The sequence below is a fragment of the Pseudomonas sp. Marseille-QA0332 genome (assembly GCF_054950175.1).
This window is the reverse complement of the sequence record NZ_CM143106.1, coordinates 3,256,423-3,278,193: the sequence shown is the minus strand read 5'-3', so window position 1 is coordinate 3,278,193 and position 21,771 is coordinate 3,256,423. Positions and strand designations below refer to the sequence as shown.

At 62.8% G+C, this 21,771-nt stretch carries 23 protein-coding genes, 1 other RNA gene and 1 pseudogene; 13 read left to right on the top strand and 12 right to left on the bottom strand.

Features of this window, described 5'->3' with window-relative positions:
* The first annotated feature begins 116 nt into the window (after positions 1-116).
* Positions 117-905 carry an RHS repeat-associated core domain-containing protein gene (locus ACY8GK_RS15190; protein ID WP_230376192.1) on the top strand — a complete coding sequence of 263 codons (789 nt, stop codon included), beginning with the start codon at positions 117-119 and terminating at the stop codon, positions 903-905.
* 86 nt (positions 906-991) lie between these two features.
* On the opposite strand, the gene ACY8GK_RS15185 is transcribed toward ACY8GK_RS15190, so the two are convergent.
* From ACY8GK_RS15185 to ACY8GK_RS15170, 4 genes are read right to left on the bottom strand one after another with little or no spacing between them, the layout of a single operon-like run.
* The gene (locus ACY8GK_RS15185; RefSeq protein ID WP_196180947.1) at positions 992-1,732 is read right to left on the bottom strand and encodes a penicillin-binding protein activator LpoB; all 741 of its coding nucleotides are present in this window, start codon (positions 1,730-1,732) and stop codon (positions 992-994) included.
* 3 nt (positions 1,733-1,735) lie between these two features.
* On the bottom strand, positions 1,736-2,323 hold the full coding sequence (gene lpoB, locus ACY8GK_RS15180; RefSeq protein ID WP_196180946.1) for a penicillin-binding protein activator LpoB: 588 nt from the start codon (positions 2,321-2,323) through the stop codon (positions 1,736-1,738).
* Positions 2,324-2,342: 19 nt separating this feature from the next.
* The gene (locus tag ACY8GK_RS15175) at positions 2,343-2,714 is read right to left on the bottom strand and encodes a YcfL family protein (protein WP_196180945.1); all 372 of its coding nucleotides are present in this window, start codon (positions 2,712-2,714) and stop codon (positions 2,343-2,345) included.
* A gap of 15 nt (positions 2,715-2,729) precedes the next feature.
* Positions 2,730-4,121 (bottom strand): COG3014 family protein, encoded by a 1,392-nt coding sequence (locus ACY8GK_RS15170; protein WP_196180943.1) that lies wholly within the window; start codon positions 4,119-4,121, stop codon positions 2,730-2,732.
* A 318-nt stretch (positions 4,122-4,439) separates the two neighbouring features.
* Between ACY8GK_RS15170 and ACY8GK_RS15165 the strand changes: the two genes are divergently transcribed.
* The gene (locus tag ACY8GK_RS15165; protein ID WP_196180941.1) at positions 4,440-4,904 is read left to right on the top strand and encodes a YaiI/YqxD family protein; all 465 of its coding nucleotides are present in this window, start codon (positions 4,440-4,442) and stop codon (positions 4,902-4,904) included.
* An 8-nt stretch (positions 4,905-4,912) separates the two neighbouring features.
* Here ACY8GK_RS15165 and elbB read toward each other — a convergent pair whose 3' ends face one another.
* Both elbB and ACY8GK_RS15155 read right to left on the bottom strand, forming a co-directional pair.
* A complete protein-coding gene (elbB, locus tag ACY8GK_RS15160) occupies positions 4,913-5,581 on the bottom strand; it encodes an isoprenoid biosynthesis glyoxalase ElbB (protein WP_196180939.1) in 669 nt (222 codons plus the stop codon).
* A gap of 92 nt (positions 5,582-5,673) precedes the next feature.
* Positions 5,674-6,291 carry a DedA family protein gene (locus tag ACY8GK_RS15155; RefSeq protein ID WP_196180937.1) on the bottom strand — a complete coding sequence of 206 codons (618 nt, stop codon included), beginning with the start codon at positions 6,289-6,291 and terminating at the stop codon, positions 5,674-5,676.
* Positions 6,292-6,790: 499 nt separating this feature from the next.
* On the opposite strand from ACY8GK_RS15155, the gene ppk1 reads away from it, so the two are divergent.
* Positions 6,791-9,022: a polyphosphate kinase 1 gene (gene ppk1, locus ACY8GK_RS15150; RefSeq protein ID WP_196180935.1), complete on the top strand. Its 2,232-nt coding sequence runs from the start codon at positions 6,791-6,793 to the stop codon at positions 9,020-9,022.
* On the opposite strand, the gene ppx is transcribed toward ppk1, so the two are convergent.
* Positions 9,009-10,511 carry an exopolyphosphatase gene (ppx, locus tag ACY8GK_RS15145; protein ID WP_196180934.1) on the bottom strand — a complete coding sequence of 501 codons (1,503 nt, stop codon included), beginning with the start codon at positions 10,509-10,511 and terminating at the stop codon, positions 9,009-9,011. The two genes, ppk1 and ppx, sit on opposite strands and share 14 nt — an antisense overlap.
* Before the next feature lie 246 nt (positions 10,512-10,757).
* Between ppx and trxA the strand changes: the two genes are divergently transcribed.
* The 5 genes from trxA (at position 10,758) to ACY8GK_RS15120 (ending at position 16,094) form a co-directional block, all read left to right on the top strand.
* Entirely contained in the window at positions 10,758-11,087 is a 330-nt protein-coding gene (trxA, locus tag ACY8GK_RS15140; RefSeq protein ID WP_196180932.1) for a thioredoxin TrxA, read from the top strand.
* Positions 11,088-11,316: 229 nt separating this feature from the next.
* The gene (gene rho, locus ACY8GK_RS15135; RefSeq protein ID WP_196180931.1) at positions 11,317-12,576 is read left to right on the top strand and encodes a transcription termination factor Rho; all 1,260 of its coding nucleotides are present in this window, start codon (positions 11,317-11,319) and stop codon (positions 12,574-12,576) included.
* Between the two features lie 168 nt (positions 12,577-12,744).
* Positions 12,745-14,211, top strand: a complete 1,467-nt coding sequence (gene ubiD, locus ACY8GK_RS15130; protein WP_462401559.1) for a 4-hydroxy-3-polyprenylbenzoate decarboxylase — start codon at positions 12,745-12,747, stop codon at positions 14,209-14,211.
* On the top strand, positions 14,212-15,180 hold the full coding sequence (locus ACY8GK_RS15125; protein WP_462401558.1) for a CDP-6-deoxy-delta-3,4-glucoseen reductase: 969 nt from the start codon (positions 14,212-14,214) through the stop codon (positions 15,178-15,180).
* A gap of 506 nt (positions 15,181-15,686) precedes the next feature.
* Complete coding sequence (locus ACY8GK_RS15120) at positions 15,687-16,094, top strand: flagellar basal body-associated protein FliL (RefSeq protein ID WP_196180907.1); 408 nt, start codon at positions 15,687-15,689, stop codon at positions 16,092-16,094.
* On the opposite strand, the gene ACY8GK_RS15115 is transcribed toward ACY8GK_RS15120, so the two are convergent.
* Positions 16,095-16,547 carry an EVE domain-containing protein gene (locus ACY8GK_RS15115; protein WP_462401557.1) on the bottom strand — a complete coding sequence of 151 codons (453 nt, stop codon included), beginning with the start codon at positions 16,545-16,547 and terminating at the stop codon, positions 16,095-16,097.
* 174 nt (positions 16,548-16,721) lie between these two features.
* On the opposite strand from ACY8GK_RS15115, the gene ACY8GK_RS15110 reads away from it, so the two are divergent.
* Entirely contained in the window at positions 16,722-16,868 is a 147-nt protein-coding gene (locus ACY8GK_RS15110; protein WP_196180903.1) for a hypothetical protein, read from the top strand.
* Positions 16,869-16,887: 19 nt separating this feature from the next.
* On the opposite strand, the gene ACY8GK_RS15105 is transcribed toward ACY8GK_RS15110, so the two are convergent.
* The 4 genes from ACY8GK_RS15105 to ACY8GK_RS15090 all read right to left on the bottom strand — a co-directional run bounded on the left by ACY8GK_RS15105 (position 16,888) and on the right by ACY8GK_RS15090 (position 18,299).
* Positions 16,888-17,496 (bottom strand): 5-formyltetrahydrofolate cyclo-ligase, encoded by a 609-nt coding sequence (locus ACY8GK_RS15105; protein ID WP_462401556.1) that lies wholly within the window; start codon positions 17,494-17,496, stop codon positions 16,888-16,890.
* A gap of 81 nt (positions 17,497-17,577) precedes the next feature.
* A non-coding RNA gene (ssrS, locus tag ACY8GK_RS15100) (6S RNA) lies at positions 17,578-17,757 on the bottom strand.
* Between the two features lie 18 nt (positions 17,758-17,775).
* Positions 17,776-18,093 (bottom strand): cell division protein ZapA, encoded by a 318-nt coding sequence (locus ACY8GK_RS15095; RefSeq protein WP_196180899.1) that lies wholly within the window; start codon positions 18,091-18,093, stop codon positions 17,776-17,778.
* Positions 18,090-18,299 (bottom strand): TIGR02449 family protein, encoded by a 210-nt coding sequence (locus ACY8GK_RS15090; RefSeq protein ID WP_196180898.1) that lies wholly within the window; start codon positions 18,297-18,299, stop codon positions 18,090-18,092. The genes ACY8GK_RS15095 and ACY8GK_RS15090 overlap by 4 nt, the downstream gene beginning before the upstream one ends.
* A gap of 153 nt (positions 18,300-18,452) precedes the next feature.
* Between ACY8GK_RS15090 and ACY8GK_RS15085 the strand changes: the two genes are divergently transcribed.
* From ACY8GK_RS15085 to ACY8GK_RS15070, 4 genes and pseudogenes are all read left to right on the top strand, one after another.
* A complete protein-coding gene (locus ACY8GK_RS15085) occupies positions 18,453-19,007 on the top strand; it encodes a YecA/YgfB family protein (protein WP_196180896.1) in 555 nt (184 codons plus the stop codon).
* 22 nt (positions 19,008-19,029) lie between these two features.
* The gene (gene pepP, locus ACY8GK_RS15080; protein ID WP_196180894.1) at positions 19,030-20,364 is read left to right on the top strand and encodes a Xaa-Pro aminopeptidase; all 1,335 of its coding nucleotides are present in this window, start codon (positions 19,030-19,032) and stop codon (positions 20,362-20,364) included.
* Entirely contained in the window at positions 20,361-21,560 is a 1,200-nt protein-coding gene (gene ubiH / locus ACY8GK_RS15075) for a 2-octaprenyl-6-methoxyphenyl hydroxylase (protein WP_462401555.1), read from the top strand. The genes pepP and ubiH overlap by 4 nt, the downstream gene beginning before the upstream one ends.
* 37 nt (positions 21,561-21,597) lie before the next feature.
* Positions 21,598-21,765 (top strand): annotated as a pseudogene (locus tag ACY8GK_RS15070) (tetrameric acyl-CoA thioesterase); the annotation flags it as partial.
* Between the last annotated feature and the right edge of the window lie 6 nt (positions 21,766-21,771).

Sequence of the window (21,771 nt, the reverse complement as noted above, 5' to 3'; positions counted from 1 at the left end):
CTGGATGCCATCTGACATTTTTACCAGTAGTTCGTCGTAGCGGTTTCGTTATGCTGCTCTTGAAAAAGTTCGGGGTGTGGCCTAGGTATGGCGGCCCCGTCTCCAAGGGGCACGATATGAATCCATTGTTTTTCTATCAGCGAAACCACTTGATCAATGAAGTTGATGACGACGCCAGGTCTCGAATCTTTCGTGATGCGCATCAGGCGCTTGCTCACTGTCAGGCGTGCGACCGAATCTGGCTGTTGGCTACTGATCGAGCTTATTCCACATTGCAGACGATTGGCTCAGCGACGGCCATGACTTTCGTTTATCTGCCGTACGGTTATCGTCCGGCGGCGAACAGCCCAGCCGGCTTGCCAGGCTTCGATGGCGAGCGCTTGGATCCTGTTCTTGGAGGTTATCATCTCGGAAACGGCTATCGGATGTTCAGCCCTGGGCTGATGCGTTTCTACAGTCCAGACAGTCTGAGTCCGTTTGGCGAGGGGGGCATGAACGCTTATGCGTATGCCAAGGGCGACCCCGTCAATCTGCACGATCCGACCGGACATATGCCGAAAAGATTGCCCAGGAGCCCCAAGAAGCCCAAGAGACCTGCGAGTTTGGCTGTGCCAGGCTCCAGTCAAAGCGAAAAGACGGAGCGTTGGACTTATTCGGATGACAAGGCAAAGCACGTCCAGCAGTTGTCACCCTCCGAAGAGGAGACGTTCCAAGCCTTCAAGCAGCTGATCCAGAATGAAGGCTATCACCCGAAAGAGGCTGCAAAGCTCATCGGCGACACCAACTTCAAGCAACTGGACAAAAAAACCAACCTTTATCAGATTCGGCTCAGCCAAAAAAACCGAGTGACATTTGTCATCAACGACAAGAATGTCGAAATTCGTCATGTCGGGGGGCACACCTGAGTTCATGTCTGAACCCGGATGTGCCAAAGGCGCCCTTGCAGAACCTCTGACGCATCGAGGCGGCTTGCCGAGCGTCTGCCGGGGAGCTATCGCAGAATGCGTGCTGGTTCATCCGGCGGAAGATGGTTGCGTGGAGCAGGGTGCAGCTCCGGTGGCATCACGCCGACCAACTGTTCGGCCAGCTGCTTGGTCACGTCCAACCCCAATGCCTTCGACACCTCGCGTACCACCTTCGGACGATTGAGCGTTACCCGGCCGTCCCGGCTGCCGACCAGCTTGGTGTCCTGCCCCTCGCCCATGGCCGTGAAGGCCGAGGTGATTTCGTAGGTGCGGGTATTGATCAGGCTGAAATCGGCTACCAGGGTCAGGCCGAGGATCGCCGAGTAGCTGCTGGTATTGTCGATCGAGGTGACATCGCGCTGGAAATCGATATCCGAAAGGGTACCGAACAGCACATAGTCGGCACCCTTGAACGCGCCATTTTTGATACGCCTGATCACATCATGCACATCTTCGCTGGAAGCCGCGGTGTACGGCGTTCCCTGGACCAGCTGGAACATGCCGGACTTGAGGATCTCGCCCTTGATGTCGCCGCTGAACTTGCGTAGCTCGGTCTGCTCGATATAACTCTGGCTGCTTTCGAACTCGCTGTAGCTCGACGAGCTGCTGGCGTTGTACTGGCTGGCGTGGCTGCCGTTCTGTGCCGAGACCATGTGCACGTAGTCTTCCACGCGCGTCTGGTAGGCCAGGTCGGTCACCGCGAGTTTCGGGGCCGCCTGCGCGCCGAAGGCGCACAGCAGGCCAAGGATACCCATCCATGCACGCATCGATCAGCGCTCCGTGGTCTTGCGAATTTCTTTTTCGTCCATCCATTCGGCCAGACCGCTCTCCACGTCGACCAGCTGCAGGCTGAATTTGTAGAACACGTCCTTGTAGTCGCTGCTGCGCTTGACGATCGAGCTGATCGAACCTTCCAGGCGATACTTGGCGGCGATCATGTTGCCAGTCCTGGCCGTGGTGCTCTTCTTGTACAGGCCGGTCTGGTTCTGCAGCTTGAGCTGGTCGACCTGGCTCTGCATGTCGGCATTGTCGCTGGCGAAGCGGGCAGTGCCGGACTTCATCAGTTGGGTCTTGATCGACGTGGTGATCTCGCGGGTATCGATGTACTCGCTGGTCTTGTTCTTCACATCGTAGACCTGAACCACCGGGCGTCCCTGCAGGACACCGGACTGTGCCAGGGAGCGCGTCATGCTTTCAGCGATCATCTGCAGGTCGGTGGAGCCGAACTCGTTGGTCACCAGCTCGATGCCCTTGCTGTCGCCATAACTGGTGTGCTTGCCGCCGATGACCGGCGAGGAGGTGCTGCAACCGCTGACCAGGGCAATGGTGACGGCGGCGAGGGTAAAACGTGCGAGCATGGAATACTCCAGAGGGAAATTACCGGGACTGGACTTCGATACGGAAGTCGGTGGCCTGGGGAACCGGCGCGATGGCCGGCAGCACGCTGGCTTGCTTGCCGTACAGGGTCAGGCTTTTCCAGCTTTCTTCACCCGCGACCGGGAAACCATCGTTGCCCAGCCAGGCGAAGCGGTAGTACAGCGTCTGGTTGCTGCGACTGGTGTTGTCCAGCGATACCTTGACGGTCAGGAAGCCGTTTTCGCGTGCGACGCGCATCGGGCCGATGTCGATGTCGTCCAGCGAGCCCATGACCACGACCTTGCTGGCAGCGCTGCCCGGCGCGGGTGGTGGCGGGGTGGCGCAGCCGGCCAGTACGGCTGCCGCGGCAAGGGCGAGGAAAGTCTTGCGCATATCGATCCTTGAGGGTTACTTGAGTGTGGCGATGGCCTGGGCTTGCATGCCTGGCTCGACCTTGGCCGCAGGGCCGCCGGCGAAGACTTGCTGGCCGACCACGCGCAGGGGCACGACCTGGTAGGGACGATCGATGTCGATCGTGATCCGGCTGCCGCCGAGGGCCGACGGCAGGCTCAGCTGATGTTCTCCCTGCTTGAGCCGAAGGCGAACCACCTGGGTTTCGTTCGGCAGCGTGCGCCAGGTACGCGTGTCGGCGCCTTCGACGATGGCCGAGGCGATGCCCATGGCCAGGCCGGCCAGGGGGCTGGTCTCGTTCATCTTCTTCTGCGCGACGCCACGGCTGATGGCACGCACGCTGGTGCGCAGGATGATGCCCGGCAGGTCGTCGCGCAATGCGCGGCGTGACATGGCACTGGTGCTGTTGAGCGAAGTGAGGGCCACGGCCTTGCCGTTGAGGTAAAGCTCGCCGATATGGGCTGTCGAGACGTCCTCCCGGATCACCGGGAAGGACAGCGGAGTGATCACCAGGTTACCGTCGATGGGCAGCGGCAGCGGGATACGCATGGAGTCGCGGGCTGGCGCCAGGCCGCTCTGCACGACGATCAGCACATCGCTTTCCCCGGTTTTGCTGTGCTTGCGGTCCAGGCCCAGCAGGGCCTGTTCCAGCAGCGGCGTGTTCGGCCGCAGCTCCGCCGCCTTGCGATAGCCCGGCGCGGCCAGGCCCTTTTCACCGAGCGCCTCGTAGACGTAGCCGGCCAGGTAGTGGCTGAACGCACTCTGGTAGCTGTTCTTCAGGCCGATCACCTCGGGGGCGTCGAGGCTGGCTACCGGGTAGCCCTGAAGATCCTTGTACTCGGTCCTGATTCCTTTCTTCTCCGACTCCTGCTCGCGCTTGAGGTATTCCTTGTCGCGCAGCGCGGCGATGACTGCTTCGCGCTCATGAGTCTTCTTGATCTCGGTCCGGGCACCTTCGAAATCGTTCAGCGCCAGCAGGTTCAAGGCCATCTGCGTGGTCAGCATGACTTTCTCGTAGTCGTAGCCTTCGTAACGACGAACCTTGTCGTTGACCAGGTAGCTGCCGAACTGGCTCAGGTACTTCTCGGTATCGAGCTTGACCGACTCTTCCCAGCGGAACACCGCATCATCGGCCGAACGCCAGGCTTGCTGGCTGCCTTGAAGATCCCCCTTGGAACGCAGCAGCTCGCCCTTCTCGAAATAGTAGAGAAGGTCCTTGTCGGCGCTTCTGTTGTTCTTTTCGAGCAGCTCCAGTGCCGCATCCACGTTGCCTGCGGTCAGCTGCTGGTTGGTCTGCTGGAGTTCGCTGTCGTAGCTGCGAAAAGCAGCGCAGCCGGTCAGCTGCAGGGTAGCGACCAAGGTCGCCAGGGTGAGGGCGCGCGAGACCATCTGAACTTCTTCCATGAGTCGTGGGAGGCCGCATCGGCGGGGCGGCGTTCCCAGGCTGTCGTCAAATTCCTCTTGAGCGAGGTGCCTTGATGCATGCTCGCCATGACGAGCGGGGCGCAAGTATAAACAGATTCACAAGCAAAATAATGGCTTTTTGATACCGAATATTCGCTTTGAGAGGTAGGAAAGATCAATAAGCCGGGGTGCGGCGCCTGCGTCATGAACGACGGTCTGCGGCGGCCATCGGTGAAGGTCGATTGATACGCCGGTCGGGGCCAAGGATACTGAAGCCTTGTTCGGTCTTCAGGTAACTGTTGCATGCGTATATGGATCGATGCCGATGCGTGTCCCAAGGCCGCGAAGGAACTGGTGGTCAAGTTCGCGCTCAAGCGCAAGTTGCAGGTCATGCTGGTGGCCGGTCAGCCCCAGACCAAGCCGGCGCTGGCCTGCGTGCGCCTGATCGTGGTACCCAGCGGCATGGATGCGGCCGACGACCATCTGGTCGAGCACGCCCTGCCAGGGGAGCTGGTGATCTGCAGCGACGTCCCGCTGGCCGATCGACTGCTGAAGAAGGGCGTCGCGGCCCTGGATCCACGAGGGCGCGAGTTCGACGAGCGCAACATGGGGGACAGGTTGGCGGTGCGCAACCTGTTCACCGAATTGCGCGAGCAGGGGCAGGCCGGCGGTGGCCAGCCGCCTTACGGCGAGCGGGACAAGCAGGCCTTTGCCAATTCGCTGGACCGGATCCTGACGCGCCTGGCGCGCCAGGCAGGTCCGGGGTGAATCGACCGTTACCGATCGCCTTCATGGGTCATTTCCAGGACCCGGTCGACCAGCTTGTAGATGCCCCCGGCCGCTTCGCTGATGGACTGGGCGAGCATGTAGGCAGGCGTGGTGACCAGTTTGCGCTGGGTATCCTCGACGATGTCATGGACATCGCACTGCTCGTGGGTAGCCCCCATCTTCACCATGGCTGCGCTGGTGTCGGCATCGTTGCCGATGGTGCAGACCACGCCCGGACCGTAGATCTTCGCCGCCATGGCCGGGGCGATACAGATCAGGCCAACCGGCTTGCCGGCTTCGGCGAATGCTTCGGCCAAGGCCAGCACGTCTGGATGGACGCTGCAGTCGCTGCCCTCCAGGGCGAAGTTGGAAAGATTCTTGGCCGCGCCGAAACCGCCTGGCACGATCAGCGCATCGAACTGCTCGGCATTGGCTTCGCGCAGGTCCTTGACCTGGCCGCGAGCGATGCGCGCCGACTCGACCAGGACGTTGCGCGACTCGGGCATGGTCTGGCCAGTGAGGTGATCGATCACATGCAGTTGCGCAATGTTCGGCGCGAAACACTGCACCTGGGCGCCGCGCTGGTCCAGGCGCAGCAAGGTGATCACGCTTTCCTGGATCTCGGCGCCGTCATACACGCCGCAGCCGGAGAGAATCACCGCAACTTTCTTTGTCATGCTCAGTACTCCAGTATCTAGGCGTCGATGACCCTAGTGTGGCAGATATGCCCAGGGTTACCCAGCATTGGCGAGGCCTGCCGGATGTCGGATCAGGGCTCGTGCTTGCCTTGCTCGGCCTGGCGTGTGGCCAGTGCCTGCGCGGCAGCCTTGCGTTCGGCGCGAACGGTGCGGAACCGGCGACGTATCCACAGCAACGCGCCCAGTACCAGCAAGCCACCGAGCACCCACAGCTCGTACTTCTTCACGTTGCCAAGCAAGCCTTCGAGAATCGCGCCGAAGTGATAGGCCGCGACACCCAGCGCCAATGCCCACACCGCGGCGCCGATGCCGTTCAGCAGAAGGTAGCGCCGCGGTGGATAGCCGGACAGGCCGATGGCCACCGGCATGACCGTGCGCAGCCCGTAGACGAAGCGGAAGCTCAACACCCAGATATCCGGATGCCGACGGATGTGTTCCAGCGCGCGATCGCCCATGGCCTGCCAGCGCGGCTTGCGTGCCAGCAAAGCGCGGCCGTGCCGACGGCCCATGAAGTACCACAGCTGGTCCCCAGCATAACTGCCGCAAAACGCGGTCAGCACTACCAGGTTGATGTCCATGTATCCGCGGAACGCGAGGAAGCCCGCAAGAACCAGAATGGTCTCGCCTTCAAAAAACGTGCCGAGAAAAAGGGCAAAGTAGCCGAAATCCTGCAGGAATTGTTGAAGCATGTCATGGGTGCTGGCGAAATGAACGCGCAGCCTACCCCTTCGCGCAGATTCGCGAAAGTGTCCAAATGTGTCTCGAGGTGAACGGTTTCCAAGGAACAATCATTGTCGCCATCAGTCGCAGGCTTGCGACGGCCTGTCATGCCGGCGTCATAATGGACGCCTATAACTATCGCGCCGGCCCGCCTGCGCGGGGCCGGGCGTGCACCATGAACTTGCCTTCGGTGCATGGGCCTTGCTTCATCGGCTTGCCTGGCTGTCGGCGAGGCGTCCGTTGCGCTGCGGGTCGGCAAACCCACGCCACTGCCGATGCTCTGACCTGTTCGCCGATGGGCACATAAATGCCTGCCCATTATGCCCTTCACGCTGGCTGGCTCGGCAAGGCCGTCGATCTTTGCCCTTGACCGCTTTCAAGCGGACAGGCGCTGATGGCATCCTGAGCCATTTCGCCGTTCGTGCCGCTCAACCGATGAAAGGGCAGCCAGCCCTCCAGGACGTTCCGATGAATAACGAAGTGCCCACACCTGTCGAAAACAAGGAAGCCCAGGCGCTCCCCAGCGAACTGCTGCAGACGCCTGCGAACCTGCCCGCCGAACCGGTGGCCGAGGCCGCAGCGCCAACTCCGGCGCCAGCGCCCGCTCCGGTGGTCAGCATTCCGGGGCTGGACGACAGCAGCCTGTACATTCATCGCGAGCTTTCACAGCTGCAGTTCAACATTCGTGTGCTGGAGCAGGCGCTGGACGAGTCCTATCCCTTGCTCGAGCGCCTGAAATTCCTGCTGATCTTCTCGAGCAACCTGGACGAGTTCTTCGAGATCCGTGTCGCCGGTCTGAAGAAGCAGATTGCCTTCGCTCGTGAGCTGGCCGGGGCCGATGGCCTGCAGCCACACCAGGCCCTGGCACGGATCAGCGAACTGGTGCATATCGAGGTCGAGCGTCAGTACGCGATCCTCAACGACGTGCTGCTGCCGGAACTGGAGAAGCACCAGATCCGCTTCATTCGTCGCCGCTACTGGACGCCCAAGCTCAAGACCTGGGTCCGTCGCTATTTCCGTGACGAGATCGCCCCGATCATCACGCCGATCGGCCTCGACCCGACCCATCCGTTCCCGTTGCTGGTCAACAAGAGCCTGAACTTCATCGTCGAACTCGAGGGTGTCGATGCCTTCGGTCGCGATTCGGGTCTCGCCATCATTCCCGCGCCGCGCCTGCTGCCCCGGGTGATTCGCGTGCCAGAGGAGGTCGGCGGGCCGGGTGCCAACCATGTATTCCTTTCCTCGATGATCCATGCTCATGCCGATGACCTGTTCCAGGGCATGAAGGTCAAGGGCTGCTACCAGTTCCGCCTGACCCGCAACGCCGACCTGGCTCTGGACTCCGAAGACGTCGAGGACCTCGCCCGGGCCTTGCGCGGCGAACTGTTCTCGCGCCGCTATGGTGACGCGGTGCGCCTGGAAGTGGCCGATACCTGTCCGAAACACCTGTCCGACTACCTGCTCAAGCAATTCAGCCTCAGCGAGAGCGAGTTGTACCAGGTCAATGGCCCGGTCAACCTGACGCGCCTGTTCAGCATCACCAGTCTGGACAGCCATCCCGAGCTGCAGTACACCCCCTTCACGCCCGCCATCCCCAAGCTGCTGCAGAACGCCGACAACATCTTCAGCGTAATCAGCAAGCAGGATGTGCTGCTGATGCACCCGTTCGAATCCTTCACGCCAGTGATCGACCTGCTGCGCCAGGCGGCCAAGGATCCGCACGTGCTGGCCGTGCGCCAGACCCTCTACCGCAGCGGGGCCAATTCCGAGATCGTCGACGCGCTGGTCGATGCCGCGCGCAATGGCAAGGAGGTCACTGCGGTGATCGAACTGCGGGCGCGCTTCGACGAAGAGTCCAACCTGCAGATGGCGAGCCGGCTGCAGGCCGCTGGCGCGGTGGTCATCTATGGCGTGGTGGGCTTCAAGACCCACGCCAAGATGATGCTGATCCTGCGTCGCGAGGCTGGCGAGATCGTGCGCTATGCTCACCTCGGCACCGGCAACTACCATGCTGGCAACGCTCGCCTGTACACCGACTACAGCCTGCTGACCTCCGACGACGCCTTGTGCGAGGACGTCGGCAAGCTGTTCAGCCAGCTGATCGGCATGGGCAAGACCCTGCGCATGAAAAAGCTCATGCATGCGCCGTTCACCTTGAAGAAAGGCATGCTCGACATGATTGCCCGGGAGACCCAGTTCGCGGCCGAGGGCAAGCCGGCGCACATCATCGCCAAGTTCAACTCGCTGACCGATGCCAAGGTCATTCGCGCACTCTACAAGGCCAGCCAGGCCGGCGTGCGCATCGACCTGGTGGTGCGTGGCATGTGCTGCCTGCGTCCGGGGATACCTGGCGTCTCCCACAACATCCAGGTGCGCTCGATCGTCGGGCGCTTCCTGGAGCATACGCGGGTGTTCTACTTCCTCAATGGCGGCGAGGAACAGATGTTCCTCTCCAGCGCCGACTGGATGGAGCGCAACCTCGACAAGCGGGTCGAGACCTGTTTCCCGGTCGAAGGCAAGAAACTGATCATGCGGGTCAAGAAGGAGCTGGACAGCTACCTGACCGACAATACCCACGCCTGGATCCTGCAGTCCGATGGGCGCTACGTGCGCAGCACGCCAACCGGCAACCAGAACCCGCGCAATGCCCAGGCGACCCTGCTGGAGCGCCTGAGCAACCCGGTCCTCAGCGTACGCTGAGGACGAAGCCGACCCGGGCCAGCCACTCCGCCTCGTTGGCGAAGTCGGCCTGGGTCAGCTGGTTCTGCTCCAGCCAGCCTTCGGGAAACACCACGTCCAGCCGATCCTGGCCCGCCTGCAGCTCCACGGCAGGCATCTGCTGAGTGCCGCGGATGTGGTGAAAGAGGATGGCGAAACGCAGCAGGACACAAAGACGAATCAGCGCCGCACCCGCTTCGCCGAATTCGGCGAAACGGTCCCTGGGAATGTTGCGGCGGTGGCCGCGCACCAGCAGCGCCAGCATCTGCTGGTCCTCGCGAGAGAAGCCTGCCAGGTCGGAATGCTCGATCAGGTAGGCGCCATGCTTGTGGTAATGGTAGTGGGCGATGTCCAGGCCCACTTCATGGACCTTCGCCGCCCAACCCAGCAGGTCACGCCAGTTGCCCTCGGCCAGGCCCCAGGCTTCGGCCACCTGGTCGAAGGCATGCAGGGCCTTGCGCTCGACCCGTACTGCCTGGCCCTGGTCGACGTGATAGCGCTCCATCAGCGAGCTCAGGGTGCGCTCGCGCACGTCTTCATGCTGGTGACGCCCGAGCAGATCGTAGAGCACGCCCTCGCGCAGCGCGCCGTCGCAATGCTCCATGCGTTGCAGCTCGAGCGCATCGAAGATCGCTTCGAGGATGGCCAGGCCGGCCGGAAAGATCGCCCGCCGGTCTGGCTTGACGCCCTCGAAGTCGATCTTGTCGGTCTCGCCCAGCTTGAACAGCTTGCGCTTGAGCCAGGCCAGCCCGGCGGCATTGACCTCGCCGCTACCCTGGCCGCCGGCCTTGATCGCCGAACCGATGGCGCGGATGGTGCCAGACGAGCCGATGGCCTCGTCCCAGCCCAGGCGATGCAGGCCGTTCTCGATGCTCATCAGTTCTAGGCGCGCCGCGGTGTAGGCCTGGGCATAGCGGGCAGGGGTGACCTTGCCGTCGCGGAAATAACGCTGGGTGAAACTCACGCAGCCCATCTGCAGGCTTTCGCGCAGCAACGGCTCAAAACGCTGGCCGATGATGAATTCGGTGCTGCCGCCGCCGATGTCGGCCACCAGGCGCTTGCCGGGTGTATCGGCGAGCGTGTGCGACACGCCCAGGTAGATCAGCCGGGCTTCCTCGCGCCCGGAAATGACTTCCACCGGATGCCCTAGGATGGCCTGGGCGCGCTGGATGAACTCGGCCCGGTTGCGCGCCTCGCGCAGGGCGTTGGTGCCGACGATCCGCACGGAGCCGTCCGGCATGCCGTTTATCAGCTGGGCGAAGCGCTTGAGACAATCGAGGCCGCGCTGCATGGCCTCTTCGCTGAGCAGGCGGTCCTCGTTGATGCCGGCGGCCAGTTGCACCTTTTCGCCCAGCCGTTCGAGAATCCGGATCTCGCCATGATGGGCCTTGGCCACGACCATGTGGAAACTGTTGGAGCCAAGGTCGATGGCGGCGATGAGGGACAGGTTCTTCGCTTTGGTATGCGGCATGGTCTCGGTGGTCTCGGTCGTGTACCTGGCAATCGTGCCACGATCCTGGGCGCTCGCCAACGCGTGGCGTCGCCAGGCTTGCTGCTGGGCACGCAGGCCCAGGAATGCTATGACAGCCGTGTTACGGTTTCGATTGGTCTGGTCATGCACAACTATAGTTACACTCAATCGGCCTTCGCTTCCTGTCACGCCTCCGGGCAGATATGATGGTCCAGTTTTTTTCTTGCTTACGATCTGGAGATATCCATGAGCAGCGATCTTATCAAACACGTCACCGACGCCACCTTCGAGGCCGAAGTGCTGCAGGCCCAAGTCCCGGTGCTGGTCGACTACTGGGCCGAATGGTGCGGTCCATGCAAGATGATCGCGCCGGTACTGGACGACATCGCCTCCACCTACGAAGGCAAGCTGACCATCGCCAAGCTGAACATCGATGACAACCAGGATACGCCGGCCAAGCATGGCGTGCGCGGCATTCCGACCCTGATGCTGTTCAAGAACGGCAATGTCGAGGCGACTAAGGTCGGCGCCCTGTCCAAGTCTCAGCTGCAGGCGTTTCTCGACGCCCACCTGTGATGTGGAAAAAGCCCCGGAAAATCCGGGGCTTTTCTTTTCAAGACCACTAGACGTCCAAAAAAGCAAGTGTTACATTCGGCCTCGCACTGCTTCTCCAGTGCCCTCTGCACGCCGTCGCCGACGCATCCCTAATTCGAATCAGTACGCGATCCTGTCGCCTTCTTGCGGCGCGGCTTCATTAAGCCAGAAGCTTAATTCTCCCTTCTTACATGATTACGTCACTCCCCTTATGAACCTGACTGAACTCAAGCAAAAGCCGATTACCGATCTGCTGGAAATGGCCGAACAGATGGGCATCGAAAACATGGCCCGTTCGCGCAAGCAGGACGTGATTTTCGCCCTGTTGAAAAAACATGCGAAAAGCGGCGAGGAGATCTCGGGTGACGGCGTGCTGGAGATTCTCCAGGATGGATTCGGTTTCCTGCGTTCGGCCGATGCGTCCTACCTGGCCGGCCCCGACGACATCTATGTCTCGCCTAGCCAGATCCGCCGCTTCAACCTGCGCACCGGCGATACCATCGTCGGCAAGATCCGCCCGCCCAAGGAAGGCGAGCGTTACTTCGCGTTGCTGAAGGTCGATACCATCAATTTCGACCGCCCGGAAAACGCCAAGAACAAGATCCTCTTCGAGAACCTGACGCCGCTGTTCCCCAACGAGCGGTTGACGATGGAGGCCGGCAACGGCTCCACCGAAGACCTCACCGGTCGTGTCATCGACCTGTGCGCCCCTATCGGCAAGGGCCAGCGCGGCCTGATCGTCGCCCCGCCGAAGGCGGGCAAGACCATCATGCTGCAGAACATCGCGGCCAACATCACCCGTAACAATCCCGAGTGTCATCTGATCGTCCTGCTGATCGACGAACGTCCTGAAGAAGTGACCGAGATGCAGCGCACCGTGCGTGGCGAAGTGGTCGCCTCGACCTTCGACGAGCCGCCGACCCGCCACGTACAGGTCGCCGAGATGGTCATCGAGAAGGCCAAGCGCCTGGTCGAGCACAAGAAGGACGTGGTGATCCTGCTCGACTCCATCACCCGTCTGGCGCGCGCCTACAACACCGTCATCCCGAGCTCCGGCAAGGTCCTGACCGGTGGTGTCGACGCCCATGCCCTGGAGAAGCCCAAGCGTTTCTTCGGCGCTGCCCGCAATATCGAGGAAGGCGGTTCGCTGACCATCATCGCCACCGCGCTGGTCGAAACCGGCTCGAAGATGGACGAGGTGATCTACGAGGAGTTCAAGGGCACTGGCAACATGGAGCTGCCGCTTGACCGCCGCATTGCCGAGAAACGCGTGTTCCCGGCCATCAACATCAACCGTTCGGGCACCCGTCGCGAAGAGCTGCTGACCGCCGACGACGAGCTGCAGCGCATGTGGATCCTGCGCAAGCTGCTGCACCCGATGGACGAAGTCGCCGCCATCGAGTTTCTGGTCGACAAGCTCAAGCAGACCAAGACCAACGACGAGTTCTTCCTGTCGATGAAACGCAAGTAAGCTCATTCGACACTTGAAATGACGCCGGGGCTGCCACGCAGCCCATCGCGGTCGCTCCGGCCGCGGTGGGTCGCGTGGTGGCCCCGAGTCGTTCCAGGCATTCGTATTACCCTCCTATCGGCGATACACTCTGCATCCCGACCGATACGGCCAACACGAGGCTCACGCATGCAGTATCGCGATTTACGCGACTTTATCCGTGGCCTGGAACAGCGCGGCGAGCTCAAGCGCATCCAGGTTCCGATCTCGCCCATCCTGGAAATGACCGAGGTCTGCGATCGTACCTTGCGCGCCAAGGGCCCGGCATTGCTGTTCGAGAAACCCACCGGCTTCGACATGCCGGTACTCGGCAACCTGTTCGGTACCCCCGAGCGAGTGGCCATGGGCATGGGCGCCGAGTCGGTCGAGGAGCTGCGCGAGATCGGCAAGCTGCTGGCCTTCCTCAAGGAGCCCGAGCCGCCCAAGGGGCTCAGGGACGCCTGGTCGAAGCTGCCGATCTTCAAGAAGGTCGTGTCGATGGCGCCCAAGGTGGTCAAGGACGCGGTCTGTCAGGAGGTCGTGGTGGAGGGCGAGGACGTCGATCTCGGCCAGCTGCCGATCCAGCACTGCTGGCCAGGTGATGTCGCACCCTTGATCACCTGGGGCTTGACCGTCACGCGGGGGCCCAACAAGGAACGACAGAACCTGGGCATCTATCGCCAGCAGGTGATCGGCCGCAACAAGGTCATCATGCGTTGGCTGAGCCATCGCGGCGGCGCCCTGGACTATCGCGAGTGGTGCGAGAAGCACCCGGGCCAGCCCTTCCCCGTGGCGGTCGCGCTTGGCGCCGACCCGGCTACCATCCTCGGGGCCGTCACGCCGGTGCCTGACACCTTGTCCGAATATGCCTTCGCCGGCCTGCTTCGCGGCAATCGCACCGAGCTGGTCAAGTGTCGCGGCAGCGACCTGCAGGTGCCGGCCACCGCCGAGGTCATCCTCGAGGGTGTCATCCATCCGGGCGAGACCGCGCCGGAAGGTCCCTATGGCGATCACACCGGGTACTACAACGAAGTCGACACCTTCCCGGTATTCACCATCGAGCGCATCACCCACCGGCGCCAGCCGATCTATCACAGCACCTACACGGGGCGACCACCGGACGAGCCGGCGATCCTCGGCGTGGCCTTGAACGAAGTGTTCGTGCCGATCCTGCAAAAGCAGTTTCCGGAGATCACCGACTTCTACCTGCCGCCGGAAGGCTGCTCGTACCGCATGGCCGTGGTGACCATGAAGAAACAGTACCCTGGCCATGCCAAGCGCGTGATGCTGGGTGTCTGGTCTTTCCTGCGCCAGTTCATGTACACCAAGTTCGTCATCGTGACCGACGACGACATCGATGCGCGCGACTGGAACGACGTGATCTGGGCGATCACCACCCGCATGGACCCCAAGCGTGATACCGTGATGATCGAGAACACCCCGATCGACTACCTCGACTTCGCGTCGCCGGTCTCGGGCCTGGGGTCGAAGATGGGCCTGGACGCGACCCACAAGTGGCCAGGCGAAACCTCACGCGAGTGGGGACGAGCCATCGTCAAGGACGAAGCCGTCACCCGCCGTATCGACGAGTTGTGGGACCAGCTGGGAATAGATTGAATGCAGGTGACCTTGCAGCCGTCCGGGGCCGTATTGGCGGTCGAACCGGGTGAAAGGATTCTGGATGCGGCACGCCGCCTGGGCTATGACTGTCCACAGAGCTGCCGCAACGGCAACTGCCATGTGTGCGCGGCGCTGCTGGTCGAAGGTCGGGTACGGCAGGATGGGGAGGTTCGTGATCATGGCGAGCTGTATACCTGCATCGCCGAGCCGCTGGAAGATTGCGTACTGCTCTGGGACGGTGTACTGGCGCTGGGTGAACTGCCCGTGCGTGAGCTGGCCTGCACGGTGAGCGAGTGCCGCGAGGTCGGAGGCGACGTCTGGCGGGTCCGCCTGCGTGCGCCTGCCGGCAAGGCGCCGCGCTACCACGCCGGGCAGTACTTGCTGGTCGAGCGCGAGGGGGCCGGCAAGGCCGCCTTTTCGCTGGCGTCCGCTCCCCATTGCGGGCGCGAGCTGGAACTTCATGTGCTGGCGCGCGAAGACAGTGCCCGGCAACTGATCGCCCAGTTTCAGCGCAATGGCGTGGCGCGGGTCGAATTGCCTTTCGGCGATACCCACCTGGCCGAGCTGCCGGACGGGCCGCTGGTGCTGATCGCCGCCGGAACCGGCATGGGTCAGATGCACAGCCTGATCGAGCATTGTCGGGCCAAGGGCTTCGAGCATCCTGTCCACCTCTACTGGGGAGTGCGCCGTCCAGAGGACTTCTACGACATCGAGCACTGGCCCGAGTGGGAAAGGCTGCCCAACCTGTACCTGCACAAGGTGGTAAGCGACCTGTGCGGCTGGGAAGGGCGCTGCGGGCTGCTGCACCAGGCCGTTTGCGAGGACATCAGCGACCTGAACCAAGTGCACGTCTACGCCAGCGGCTCGCCGAACATGGTGTACGCCACCCTCGATGCGCTGGTGGAGGCCGGGATGGATGCGCATCGCATGCGCGCCGATGTATTTGCCTACGCGCCGCGTGGTTGATGCAGGTATCAACCCAGCCCCTGGTACTTGGATTCCTTCAAGCGGCCTTCGCCCGTCATATTCATGAATGACCAGCCGCTCGTGCTCCGTGCCTTTCATGAACACGCAGACGTAACCGGAGCGCAGGACGCGCAGGGTGTAGGCCGAGCGTTGCAGCGGTGGCAACCCCGCTCCGAAGGCTGGGCGTAGCGGACACCGGTATTTCGGGATCACGGGGAACGATGGCGTAGCGAATCGGCAGGATGGGGATACCTGCGCCGGCACAAGCCGGATCCAGGCATTGGGCTTGGTGCGCGAATGCCACCGGCCTCGTTATGGCGCAAACCTGCCCGAAGTCTGAGTGGCCTGGCCTCCTGGGTCGACCTATTGCTTCGTTGGTCGCAGCCGATAACAGGCTCAAGGCGTGTCTCGGTGGTTTGGCAGGGTTCGACGAGCGACCATCGAAGCGGTATCGGGTTTGATCAATGTGTCGGTTATGCTGGCGTTACTTGCATGAGGAGCGAATGTTGAAAGCGTGGATCTTGATGGTGCTGGCCCTGTCCTTGCCAGTGACGGCCATGGCTGCCGAAGAAGAAAAGGAAGGGGCTCCTAAGGTGGCCTATATCAGCTTGACGCCCCCATTGGTAGGCAACTATGCGCTCGACGGTGGGCCACGCCTGCGCGTGTACAAGGCCGATGTAGCCCTGCGGGTCACGGGCGATGCGTCGGCGGCAGCGGTCAAGCACCACGAGCCACTGATCCGCAATCAGCTGGTGGCTTTGTTCGCCCAGCAGACCGTGGACAGCCTAGGCAGCGTGGAGGCCAAGGAGAGGTTGCGCCAGGAAGCCCTCAAGCAGGTCCGGCAGGTCCTGGAAGCGGAAGAGGGCAAGCCGGTGGTCGAGGATCTGTTGTTCAATAACCTGATCGTGCAGTGATCAGCGAACGAGCGCGACGATCACGCGCCATTGTTCGGGCGTGACCGGCATGATCGAAAGCCGGCTGCCTTTCTTTACCAATGCCAGCTCCGCCAGTGCCGCCTGCTGCTTGAGCAGGCCGAGACCGAGCACTGCCGGGAAGGTTTGCACGTGGCTCACGTCCACGGCGCTCCAGGGGTTGCCAGCGGGGCTGGCCTTCGCGTCGAAATAGACGCTGCTCGGATCCAGCGCGGTGGGATCGGGATATGCCGTGGCGGTAATGCGTCCGATGCCGGCGATGCCCGGTTGCGCACAGCTGGCATGATAGAAGAAGAACTCGTCGTCCAGGCTCATGGTCCTGAGAAAATTGCGCGCCTGGTAGTTGCGTACGCCGTCCCAGCGCGCCTGGCCGATACGGTCCAGGGCCTGGATGGAAAGCTCGTCGGGTTCTGATTTCATCAGCCAATAGGCCATAGGTGCGGTCCTGACAATGTTTGAAATAACTCGTTGCATCAAACCGACGGTTGGTTGGCCCCAGCATTTGCTTTGTCGACGCGGCTTGACGGAGAATGCGCCGATTTTCAGGGCTACCGTGCCTGCGACCATCCTGGGCGCGGGGCTTAATCAGTTTGCCTGAGGGGGCAATCGATGAATCGACGCAAGACGGACCCGCTATGGGTCCTGGTGTTCATTTTCGGGCTGGGCGTGGTCACTACCGGTTATGCGCAAAGTTTTCTCGAGCGAAAGGTAGACGCTGCCTACCAGGCGAGCGCGCCCTCCCAGCCGCAGCGCTGAATCGCCTCGCTGGCGCCGTTCAGCCTGGCGCCAGGTACCATCCACGGTCCGACACCGTTCCCCGCAGGGGCACATCCCAGCTTGCCTGGTCCAGTCGCCGGACCTTCTGGCACTCGTGGGCAAGCCCGAGCAGGATGGGCTTCTTCCATGTCTTGCGACGCCCCTGGTAGGCCAGGCTTCGATCATAGAAGCCGCCACCCATGCCCAGGCGCCCCCCCATCTCGTCGAACCCGACCAGCGGCAAGAGAATCAGGTCCAGCGCCCAGATCGGTCGCTGGCGCCTGCGATCCACCAGCGGCTCGGAAATGCCGAAGCGATTGGCACGCAGTCGCTCGCCCCGATCGAAGCGCTGGAACACCATGCGTGTACGCGGCCAGGCGTGCAGTACCGGCAGGTAGGTACGCTTGCCGCGTCGCTGCGCCTCGCGCAGCAGCGGGCCTGGATCGATCTCGCCGTCATTGGGCAGGTACAGGGCGATGTGGCGCGCGCGTCGGAACAGTGGGTCCTGCGCCAGCCGACGGTACAGGCCGAGCGAGGCCTGGCGTTGCTGGGAGGGGGTCAAGGCACGACGCGCGGTACGTAGCAGGCGACGAAGCTGGGGACGGGTGAGTGGCGCGGTATCGGTCATGGCAAAGGCGATCCCGGTTGTGCTGGCTTTTGCTGATGGCCAAACAAAATGCCCGCCATGAAGGCGGGCAATGCAGAATGCGGGCTCCCCAATGAAACCGCTATCGGTGTAGCCCTTGAACCCGAAAGTTCAAGGTGGAGATTGCAGGGGGCTTTAAGGCTTTCCGTCAGGCGGACATGCACACCGGCCCCAGCGTGCAACCCCCGTGGTTGTGCGTATCGGCTCAGGGACATGACCGACTGGCGCGTTCCCCAGGGAGTGTTGCCAGTATACGCAAACTCAACCGGTTTTTGTACCCGTGTCGTCGCTCAGCGCCTGGTCGACCCGTTCGAGCAGGTCGCGGACCTGCTCGCGCGAGGTGCCGCTGGGCGGGGCATCGGGACGTTCCTGTCGGTGCAGCAGGTCGTGGGTGATATTGAGCGCAGCCATCACCGCGATGCGGTCGGCGCCGATCACCTTGCCGCTGCTGCGGATCTCGCGCATCTTGGCGTCCAGGTAGCGTGCGGCGCTGACCAGATTGTTGCGTTCCTCGGGCGGACAGATGATCGAGTAATCCTTGTCGAGGATCTGGACGGTGACGCTATTGCTTGAACTCATGAGTCTTGCTCCAGGGCCTTGAGGCGCAAGATCATCGATTCGACCTTGCGACGGGCGGTCTCGTTCTTTTCGATGAGATGGGCGCGCTCCTCGCGCCAGGATCTTTCCTGAGCTACTAGGAGTGCGTTTCGCCGTTTTAGTTGCTCCACGCGCTCGATCAGCAGTTCGAATCGGCTCATCAGCGCTTGCAGGTCGTTCTCTTGCATGGGATGCACTCGCTCCGCTCCGTCGGTCACTTGCTGGCGATGATGCCCCGGCTCGAGCAAGGACGGCCAGTGCCGATGGTCTTGGCGCGCCTGCCGGTGCTAGGATACGAGGTCTCCATTCTAGTCATTGCGCCGCCTGGCGCCTAGCTGCCCATGCCCAATACCCAATCGCCCTATACCGCCTTCGCCGCCTTGCTCAGCAGCAACGGCCACCCCGTCTCCCCCGCCGAACTGCACGGCTTGCTGCTTGGCCGCAGTTGTGCCGGCGCCGGCTTCGATGCCCAGGCCTGGCTCGCCGATGCGGCCGGCCTGCTCGAAAGCGAGCCGGGCGACAGCGTACGCAACGCCCTGGTCGGACTGCAGGAAATGGTCAAGGCCGAGCTGACCGGCGACGACATCACCCTGGTCTTGCTGCTGCCCGGCGATGACGTGCCGCTTGCCGAGCGAGCCACGGCGCTTGGCCAGTGGTGCCAGGGTTTCACCGCCGGTTTCGGGCTCAATGCCGGCGGCAAGGAACTGAGCGCAGAGGCCAAGGAAGTGCTTCAGGACCTGGTGGCCATCTCCCAGGTCCAGGACGCTCTGGAAGAGTCGGAAGACGGCGAAAGCGACTACATGGAAGTCATGGAATACCTGCGGGTGGCCCCGCTGCTGCTGTATTCCGAACTGGCCAAGCCGGTCGAGCCTGAGCCCAAGCCATCGCTGCACTGATACCTCGAGGGTCCCTTTGTCCATGAGCCACATACCCAAGGCCGAATACGCGCGTCGGCGCAAGGCGCTGATGGCGCAGATGGTCCCCAACAGCATCGCGATCCTGCCAGCTGCCGCGCTGGCAATCCGCAACCGCGATGTCGAGCATGTCTACCGGCAGGACAGCGACTTCCAGTACCTGAGCGGTTTTCCCGAGCCCGAGGCGGTGATCGCGCTCATTCCAGGGCGCGAGCATGGCGAGTATGTGCTGTTCTGCCGCGAGCGCAACGCCGAGCGCGAACAATGGGAAGGCCTGCGCGCGGGGCAGGAAGGCGCGGTGCGCGAATATGGCGCCGACGATGCCTTTCCGATCGCCGATATCGACGAAATCCTGCCGGGCCTGATCGAAGGGCGCGAGCGAGTCTACAGCGCCATGGGCAGCAATCCGGAATTCGATCGCCGGTTGATGGACTGGATCAACGTGATCCGCTCCAAGGCTCGGCTCGGAGCGCAACCTCCCAATGAGTTCGTCGCGCTGGATCATCTGTTGCACGACATGCGCCTGTACAAGTCGGCCGCGGAAGTGAAAGTCATGCGCGAGGCCGCGGCGATTTCCGCCCGCGCCCACGTGCGGGCCATGCAAGCGTGCCGTGCCGGCCTGCGCGAATACAGCCTGGAAGCCGAGCTGGACTACGAGTTCCGCAAGGGAGGGGCGAAGATGCCGGCCTACGGATCGATCGTCGCTGCCGGGCGCAATGCCTGCATCCTGCATTACCAGCAGAACGACGCTCTGCTCAAGGACGGCGACCTGGTGCTGATCGACGCTGGCTGCGAGATCGACTGCTATGCCAGCGACATCACCCGGACCTTCCCGGTCAGTGGGCGCTTCTCTGCCGAGCAGAGGGCCATCTACGAGCTGGTCCTCGACGCCCAGCAGGCCGCGCTCGCCCAGATCGCCCCTGGCCGGCACTGGAACCATGCTCATGAGGCGACCGTCCAGGTCATCACCGAGGGGCTGGTGCGTCTTGGGATCCTCAAGGGCGAGGTGCAGGCGCTGATCGACAGCGAGGCCTACCGACCGTTCTACATGCATCGAGCTGGCCACTGGCTGGGCATGGACGTGCATGACGTGGGCGAATACAAGGTCGGCGGTCAATGGCGGGTGCTCGAGCCCGGCATGGCGATGACCGTGGAACCGGGCATCTACATCGCGGCGGACAACCCGTCCGTGGCCAGGAAGTGGCGAGGCATCGGTGTGCGTATCGAGGATGACGTGGTCGTGACCCGGCAAGGTTGTGAAGTCCTCACCCGCGGCGTGCCCAAGGCCGTCGACGAGATCGAGGCGCTGATGGCCCAGGCGCGCGAGGCGCTGGCATGAGTCGGGTGCAACTGGCAATCATCGGGGGTGGCCTGGTCGGCGCCAGCCTGGCCCTGGCGCTACAGGCCGGTGCGAAGGCCCGCGGCTGGAAAATCGTGCTGATCGAGCCGTTCGCGCCAGGGGACAGCTTTCAGCCCAGCTACGATGCGCGCTCCTCGGCGCTGTCCTTCGGTACCCGGCAGATCTACGAGCGACTGGGTGTCTGGCAGGCGGTCGGTCGACGCGCCGAGCCGATCACGCAGATCCAGGTGTCCGATCGGGGGCGCTTCGGTTCGACGCGCCTGGACGCACTGGAGGAAGGGGTTCCGGCGCTCGGCTATGTGGTCGAGAATGCCTGGCTAGGCCAGTGCCTGTGGAAAAGCCTGGATCCGGACGTGGTCAGCTGGCGCTGTCCCGCCGAGGTCACGACCCTGCAGCCGGTCGAGGATGGCTATCGGCTGCAATTGAACGACGACACCAGTGTCGAGTGCGACTTGGCAGTGCTGGCCGATGGCGGACGTTCCAGCCTGCGCGAGCAATTGGGCATCCATGTCCGCCAGCGGCCTTATGACCAGAGCGCGCTGATCGCTAACATCACACCAGGCGAGGCCCATCGGGGCCAAGCGTTCGAGCGTTTCACCGAGCAGGGCCCGATGGCCTTGCTGCCGCTGCCGGACAACCGCTGCGCGCTGGTCTGGACGCGGCTGGGCAACGATGCCAGGCGCCTGTTGGAACTGGACGAGCGCGGCTTCCTGCGGGAACTGCAGCAGGTATTCGGCTACCGCCTGGGCGCCTTGCGCCAGGTAGGCGTGCGTCACCTCTACCCGTTGGCGCTGGTCGAGGCCCAGGAGCAGGTGCGTCCTCACCTGGTGGTGCTGGGCAATGCTGCGCACAGCCTGCATCCGATTGCCGGGCAGGGCTTCAACCTTTCATTGCGCGACGTGCAATCGCTGGCCGAAGCCCTGCTGGGCGGTCCGCAGGTTCCAGGCGATCTTCAGACGCTGCTGGGCTACCATCAGCGCCAACGTCTGGACCAGGCCCTGACCATCGGCTTTTCCGACCAGGTCACTCGTCTGTTCGGCAGCACCCAGCCGCTTCTGGCAGCCGGGCGCAACCTTGGTCTGCTGGGGCTCGACCTGCTGCCGCCGGCCAAGCGCTGGTTCGCGCGCCAGGCGATGGGGCTGGGCGTCCGGGCAGACCTGCGGGGCAAGGCGTGAACCATCCGTGCAAGCTTGCGCGCCGGGCGCGCCTGGGTTCCACGTGGACGATGCCTTGCTGGAGGAGATTCGCCGGCAGACAGCCTGCGGCAGGAAGTACCTCCCCCGCCTGCAGGTCGATGTCGTCGATGAGACCGGCGAGCCAGTGGCTCGCATAGACAAAACCCTATATGTGCGGCTCAAGCCGCGAGCGAGGCAGGCGTAAGGCATG

What these genes read in the sequence shown, in the direction of transcription:
- ACY8GK_RS15190 (WP_230376192.1), top strand. Translation starts at nt 117, where the DNA reads ATGAATCCATTGTTTTTCTATCAGCGAAACCACTTGATCAATGAAGTT.
- ACY8GK_RS15185 (WP_196180947.1), bottom strand. Translation starts at nt 1,732, where the DNA reads ATGCGTGCATGGATGGGTATCCTTGGCCTGCTGTGCGCCTTCGGCGCG.
- lpoB (WP_196180946.1), bottom strand. Translation starts at nt 2,323, where the DNA reads ATGCTCGCACGTTTTACCCTCGCCGCCGTCACCATTGCCCTGGTCAGC.
- ACY8GK_RS15175 (WP_196180945.1), bottom strand. Translation starts at nt 2,714, where the DNA reads ATGCGCAAGACTTTCCTCGCCCTTGCCGCGGCAGCCGTACTGGCCGGC.
- ACY8GK_RS15170 (WP_196180943.1), bottom strand. Translation starts at nt 4,121, where the DNA reads ATGGTCTCGCGCGCCCTCACCCTGGCGACCTTGGTCGCTACCCTGCAG.
- ACY8GK_RS15165 (WP_196180941.1), top strand. Translation starts at nt 4,440, where the DNA reads ATGCGTATATGGATCGATGCCGATGCGTGTCCCAAGGCCGCGAAGGAA.
- elbB (WP_196180939.1), bottom strand. Translation starts at nt 5,581, where the DNA reads ATGACAAAGAAAGTTGCGGTGATTCTCTCCGGCTGCGGCGTGTATGAC.
- ACY8GK_RS15155 (WP_196180937.1), bottom strand. Translation starts at nt 6,291, where the DNA reads ATGCTTCAACAATTCCTGCAGGATTTCGGCTACTTTGCCCTTTTTCTC.
- ppk1 (WP_196180935.1), top strand. Translation starts at nt 6,791, where the DNA reads ATGAATAACGAAGTGCCCACACCTGTCGAAAACAAGGAAGCCCAGGCG.
- ppx (WP_196180934.1), bottom strand. Translation starts at nt 10,511, where the DNA reads ATGCCGCATACCAAAGCGAAGAACCTGTCCCTCATCGCCGCCATCGAC.
- trxA (WP_196180932.1), top strand. Translation starts at nt 10,758, where the DNA reads ATGAGCAGCGATCTTATCAAACACGTCACCGACGCCACCTTCGAGGCC.
- rho (WP_196180931.1), top strand. Translation starts at nt 11,317, where the DNA reads ATGAACCTGACTGAACTCAAGCAAAAGCCGATTACCGATCTGCTGGAA.
- ubiD (WP_462401559.1), top strand. Translation starts at nt 12,745, where the DNA reads ATGCAGTATCGCGATTTACGCGACTTTATCCGTGGCCTGGAACAGCGC.
- ACY8GK_RS15125 (WP_462401558.1), top strand. Translation starts at nt 14,212, where the DNA reads ATGCAGGTGACCTTGCAGCCGTCCGGGGCCGTATTGGCGGTCGAACCG.
- ACY8GK_RS15115 (WP_462401557.1), bottom strand. Translation starts at nt 16,547, where the DNA reads ATGGCCTATTGGCTGATGAAATCAGAACCCGACGAGCTTTCCATCCAG.
- ACY8GK_RS15110 (WP_196180903.1), top strand. Translation starts at nt 16,722, where the DNA reads ATGAATCGACGCAAGACGGACCCGCTATGGGTCCTGGTGTTCATTTTC.
- ACY8GK_RS15105 (WP_462401556.1), bottom strand. Translation starts at nt 17,496, where the DNA reads ATGACCGATACCGCGCCACTCACCCGTCCCCAGCTTCGTCGCCTGCTA.
- ACY8GK_RS15095 (WP_196180899.1), bottom strand. Translation starts at nt 18,093, where the DNA reads ATGAGTTCAAGCAATAGCGTCACCGTCCAGATCCTCGACAAGGATTAC.
- ACY8GK_RS15090 (WP_196180898.1), bottom strand. Translation starts at nt 18,299, where the DNA reads ATGCAAGAGAACGACCTGCAAGCGCTGATGAGCCGATTCGAACTGCTG.
- ACY8GK_RS15085 (WP_196180896.1), top strand. Translation starts at nt 18,453, where the DNA reads ATGCCCAATACCCAATCGCCCTATACCGCCTTCGCCGCCTTGCTCAGC.
- pepP (WP_196180894.1), top strand. Translation starts at nt 19,030, where the DNA reads ATGAGCCACATACCCAAGGCCGAATACGCGCGTCGGCGCAAGGCGCTG.
- ubiH (WP_462401555.1), top strand. Translation starts at nt 20,361, where the DNA reads ATGAGTCGGGTGCAACTGGCAATCATCGGGGGTGGCCTGGTCGGCGCC.